The following is a 4,815-nucleotide window of genomic DNA, read 5'->3' as shown; positions in this document are numbered from 1 at the left end:
AGTTGCTGAATACATGAAATCATATAATAAAATCAGAATTCATGGTTCCTTAGGATATATTCCTCCATCGGAATTCTATCAAAGAACCCTAGAAGGAACAGCAAAGCCTTTAATAGTCAAACTTTAATGTTTTTCGCTTAAGAGAAGCACACATAAATATTTAGCTGAAATCAAGGGCCTGCGGTAGCAGGGGCGTAGCCTTTACCCTTGATGAGGATAAATATTTATGTATAATAAAAAAAGCGAAAAAGCATTAAAATATAAGGAACTAAGAAAAAGAAAGTATTCGTGAGTTTTTGTCCAATATTAAGGGGTCAATCCGCAACAATCTTTTTATTTCATCATAAAACTTTTCGTATACATCGTACCAAACCTCAAATACAATGTAATCTTCAAATGCATGGCCATAAATACACTTTTTACTTCTTTTTTGCCTTTCCTTATATTGTACATGCATTAAATTAATTCTATCAGTTAGCAAGGTAGGAATAGCAACCCCTTGAGATGAATTGAATTCTATATCATAAATTCCTTCTGGTCCACTATATCTCTTAATAATAAGCTTTCCAATAACCTTATTACCTAATTTTAATGTTTCAGCTTTTATTATCTTTTCTATCATTTCAATCTCTCCTTTTAATTAAAATAGGTCTTCAATTCTAAGTTTTTTTGTGACACTTCTGACGCATGTGACGTTTGTTCTAGTATTTCATCCCTATTATATGGAGTTTTATCTTTAATATCTTTTCTACTGTCATAACGTGTCACACCTGTCATTTCTTTATTATTTTTAAGTCCAATTCCTTTCCACCATCTCGCACTGCCAGTTCTTTCTTGTATAAATCCTTTAGATTCTAAACGTTGCTTAAACTTTTTTCTTCCTAAAGGAAACTTTTCTCCATTATCACGACACCAATTCTCATACTCCTCCCAAAGCTGGGTGTTATTAGCTTTAGCTAATGGGTTTATAACGCAACAATCTATGAAAAAGTCTTTTAAAGGATCCATCTCTTCTTTATACTCTGCAGTGAAATCCTCAACTATCTTAGGAACTTTTAACCCTTCCCTCTGCCATTTTAAGCATCCTTCCACTAACCAAGCTAGTATCACTGGTCCTCCCTGTTCTGGATTACTTAAAAACTTTTTCAAGTTTGGGTCTCTTTCTTCCTTAGGTATATGAACTGTAAACGGTGCTTGTAGAATTCTACGCCACATTGCATCATCATTAGCATTTACTCTAGGACGAAAGTTTGCAGCAAGCCAAAGTTTCATCTTTGGCTGAAATTCGAAAAATTCTTGATGTAAAAATCGGGCGGTAATCGTGTCATTACCAGTTATTTGTTTTACTAAGCTTTCTGCTAATTTCTTCCCTTCATCAACTTCTGACCCTAATACAAATCTCTTTCCTGCCAGCCTAGCTATGTCATTTCTTGGCCCAGAATTTCCTTTGCGTTCAAGAAAAGTTTCAAAGTCTGTTGTTGCAGTATAGTCTCCTAATGCTGATTTAATAGCTGCAAACAACGTGCTCTTTCCTGTCGCTGGGGGACCGTAGGCAAAGAAAAGTTTTTCCTCACTTGTATCGCCAGTCATTGAGTACCCTGCAGCAATTTGAATAAATTCCCTTAACTCTTCATCAGGTAATATTCGATTTATAAACTTATCAAATATTTCTGATTTAGCATTGGAATTATAAAGAACTGGTGCTAACAATGTAATATAATCTTCTTTACTATGCTTCCTTAATTGGCCAGTCTTAAGATCTATAATCCCATTTAAGCAGTTCAAAAGCCAATCATTTTTGTCTAGCTCGCTCCTTCTTATTGGAATCCCTTTTTCACTTTTAGCCAAATCTATCATGGCTTTAATCGCTCTTTTTGACTCTGATTCTTTTGCCCACTCAGCCAAATCCTTTCTACGTCCCCGATCTTCTTCACCCATTGCTTCTCCATATATACTCCTAACAGTTTCTTTAGCTTTACGTTCAATCTCCCCTGTTTCATCCCATTCCCACCTTGTACCTTTCCAAATAAGCCAAGATTTTGCTTCATAGCAGTATCTTATATCATCTCCAAACATTGCAACTAATCTCTCAGCATTTCCTAAATCTGTACAGGGAAATCCTTCTATTTCTATCTGTTCTTGAACTTTTCCTGATAAATGTATTGGTGTATAGGCAAGTTTTTCGTTAATTAGCTGTATGAGTTGTTCTTTAGTATTTCCTTTGTCTAACCAGTCAGAAACATCTTCCTTCTCACTTAGCCCAGGTAGATTTATTATTTTTACTTTTGCGCCTTTTTTTGTAATGCTTTCTGCAACTTTCTGAACATATCTTCTGCCTGGTGAATCGTTATCTGGTATTATTGCTACATTCGCTTGTTTAAAAAATTTGCTATACTCTTCTTTCCAATTACTTGCACCCATAGGAGTAGTTGTGGCAACGAATCCTAAACTACAAAGCCTATTAGCATCCTTTTCTCCTTCTACGATTAAGATTTGATCCTGGTTTTTTACTGCTTCTAGTACATGCGGAAGATTATAGATTACTCGTCTTACTTCTTTTAACCCGTTTATCCATCCACCTTTACCATCAGGTCTTCTTTGATAGAACCCTTTCGGCTCTGTTCTAACTACCTGAAATAGTAACTCGTTTCTTTCATCTACATAAGAATATACTGCGCTTATTCTTTTTTCCACCTTGTCTTGCATTGCTGGTATCGCTTTTGCTTTTATCTCCTTTGAATCTAATGCAGATAAAATAGCTTTGTACACACATCCTGCAAAACAATGCAAAAGTACTTTCCCATCATCTCCTTTTCCAATTGACAAGCTATTTCTATCATCATTATGAGCTGGACAACGCGCTGTCCACTGATTCTCGCTTGATTGACGTACATTTGTTAATTTACTTAATACATCTTCGATATTGTATTTCATACTTTTACCTCCTTAATTTAACAAGAGGCCTCTTTATTTCTACCGGTATTTTTTAAAACTCTGCTTCTAGTATTACTACTGCTTTTTTATACTCTTCTTCCGAACACTTGATGTGTCCATTTTCAATTAAAGAAAGCTTACTTGGACTCATATTAAGCTTTTTTGCTAAATTAATTGCTTTAATATTTGCTTTGATTCTCATCAACTTTATTTCTAAACCTTTATTCATTAAAACACCTCCAATAAAAATGATCTTAGATAGCTATCTAAGATCATTGTAATAAAAATTTTTATTAACATTTAGGTGAAAAAAAAGTTGTTTTTTTTACTGACATTCAACTGATGCTTATTTAATACTTCACAACTACTATTACAAATGAATGGTTTATATACATTCTTTATCTCTTATTATATGATTGATATCTCTTGATTTCCTTTTCTAAATCTGAAAATCCAGCTAGTTCACAAATCTCAGAAATACTTTTTCTGACAGTCTCAATCTCTCCAACATATCCTTTCCCCTCTTCTTTTAACTCATCAATAATAGTTGCTATATCTTTATGCTCATTTATCCTCTTATTTACAAATAACTTCACTTTATCAGAAAAAGTATCAAGTGCCATACTCTCCTTTGTTGAAGCAATATCTGTATATACCTGGTATTCTAATTTCTCGATGTCTCTTATGATATCTGCATTTTCCTTAATAAATGTTTTTTTTGTTTTTGGGTTAAGCCTTATATAGTGAACTGGATTTTTTTTGAATATTTCTTTATATACCTCCTTATCAAATATAAATCCATCTTCTATCATTTCCTTATTAACAGCTATTCCATTTTGGTATAACTTGTTTATTAGATACTTATTCTCCATTAATAGGCTAATATAATGAAAGTCTAAGGCATTTTCTACTTTAATTTTATCTTTAATTATTTCATTATCTTCGTCAAAAAATGAATTTATAAGTTCGACTAAAAAGTCCTCACTTGGTAATCCCAATTCATCCAATTTAAAATAAGTATCTATTACCTTAAATGCTCTCTTTAATAAAACACATAATAATTCAGACTTAATTAATGCAATATAGGCAACTTTCTTGTTTAGCGCTAAAGATACATCTGGTGAGGATATTCTGTTTGCTTCATGCTCGAAGTAATAATCATTAAATTGTTTTTCAATATTATCCCAGCACACTTCATATTTATAAAGTCTAATTTTAGCATCATTATCAAAATCAAGCTGATTAAGCTCATCATAACTGCATATTGCATTGCTTATTAGTTTAACATTAGTGTGTATAATATACTCAAACTTATCTGGTATATCTAATAAAAACTTATGATCATTAGGATCGCCAACTGCTTTATTATATTCTTTTATCTTTAAGAGTAATTGATTAATTTTTTCCTGTTTATCGATTCTTATTTTGTATTTCTTGAATTCATTTAACTCTCTTAAAAAATACAATCTATAATATGGCTTCTTGTACATTCTTAAGCTTCTCCTTTACTAAAGTCTCTTATATTATAGCATTTTTTTATGAAATTTTTTGGTATAAGTAATAAATAGAGATGAGCATAATTAATAAAATTTGACTAGAGAAACTTTAAAATTAAATATCAAATATATACTCATCTGGAACAGACATAAAATAATAGGTTTTGTCTTGAAAATGGAAATTTTAAAAGAAAATAAAACAAAAAGTGCATAGCAAAGCTAAGGTTGGTATTTCTGAATTCTAAAAACCAAAAGAGTAGGCTCTGAAATTACTATGAAGCTTTTTTAAACTTAGTTAAGGACCTAATTTTATCCTTTTGATTATCAGCAATAGCCGCAAGAGCCAAGGATAAAAGTGTAATATGACCTAAAGTATTTAAATTAG

Annotated in this window: 4 protein-coding genes; all 4 read right to left on the bottom strand. The window is 31.9% G+C overall.

Annotated elements, in window-relative coordinates:
- Positions 1-268: 268 nt before the first annotated feature.
- The 4 genes from BLV37_RS14630 to BLV37_RS14620 all read right to left on the bottom strand — a co-directional run bounded on the left by BLV37_RS14630 (position 269) and on the right by BLV37_RS14620 (position 4,424).
- Positions 269-622 (bottom strand): hypothetical protein, encoded by a 354-nt coding sequence (locus BLV37_RS14630; protein ID WP_091733166.1) that lies wholly within the window; start codon positions 620-622, stop codon positions 269-271.
- Between the two features lie 14 nt (positions 623-636).
- Positions 637-2,934, bottom strand: coding sequence for a phage/plasmid primase, P4 family (locus BLV37_RS14625; protein WP_091733163.1), 2,298 nt, complete (start codon positions 2,932-2,934; stop codon positions 637-639).
- 52 nt (positions 2,935-2,986) lie between these two features.
- Complete coding sequence (locus BLV37_RS14895) at positions 2,987-3,163, bottom strand: helix-turn-helix domain-containing protein (RefSeq protein WP_143031534.1); 177 nt, start codon at positions 3,161-3,163, stop codon at positions 2,987-2,989.
- Between the two features lie 169 nt (positions 3,164-3,332).
- Positions 3,333-4,424 (bottom strand): hypothetical protein, encoded by a 1,092-nt coding sequence (locus tag BLV37_RS14620; RefSeq protein ID WP_091733161.1) that lies wholly within the window; start codon positions 4,422-4,424, stop codon positions 3,333-3,335.
- Positions 4,425-4,815 lie beyond the last annotated feature (391 nt).

Origin of the sequence: Proteiniborus ethanoligenes, assembly GCF_900107485.1 — a bacterium.
GTDB classification, from domain to species: Bacteria; Bacillota; Clostridia; order Tissierellales; family Proteiniboraceae; genus Proteiniborus; species Proteiniborus ethanoligenes.
The sequence above is the reverse complement of the archived record's forward strand: the minus strand, read 5'-3'. Positions and strand labels throughout refer to the sequence as shown.

What these genes read in the sequence shown, in the direction of transcription:
- BLV37_RS14620 (WP_091733161.1), bottom strand. Translation starts at nt 4,424, where the DNA reads ATGTACAAGAAGCCATATTATAGATTGTATTTTTTAAGAGAGTTAAAT.
- BLV37_RS14895 (WP_143031534.1), bottom strand. Translation starts at nt 3,163, where the DNA reads ATGAATAAAGGTTTAGAAATAAAGTTGATGAGAATCAAAGCAAATATT.
- BLV37_RS14630 (WP_091733166.1), bottom strand. Translation starts at nt 622, where the DNA reads ATGATAGAAAAGATAATAAAAGCTGAAACATTAAAATTAGGTAATAAG.
- BLV37_RS14625 (WP_091733163.1), bottom strand. Translation starts at nt 2,934, where the DNA reads ATGAAATACAATATCGAAGATGTATTAAGTAAATTAACAAATGTACGT.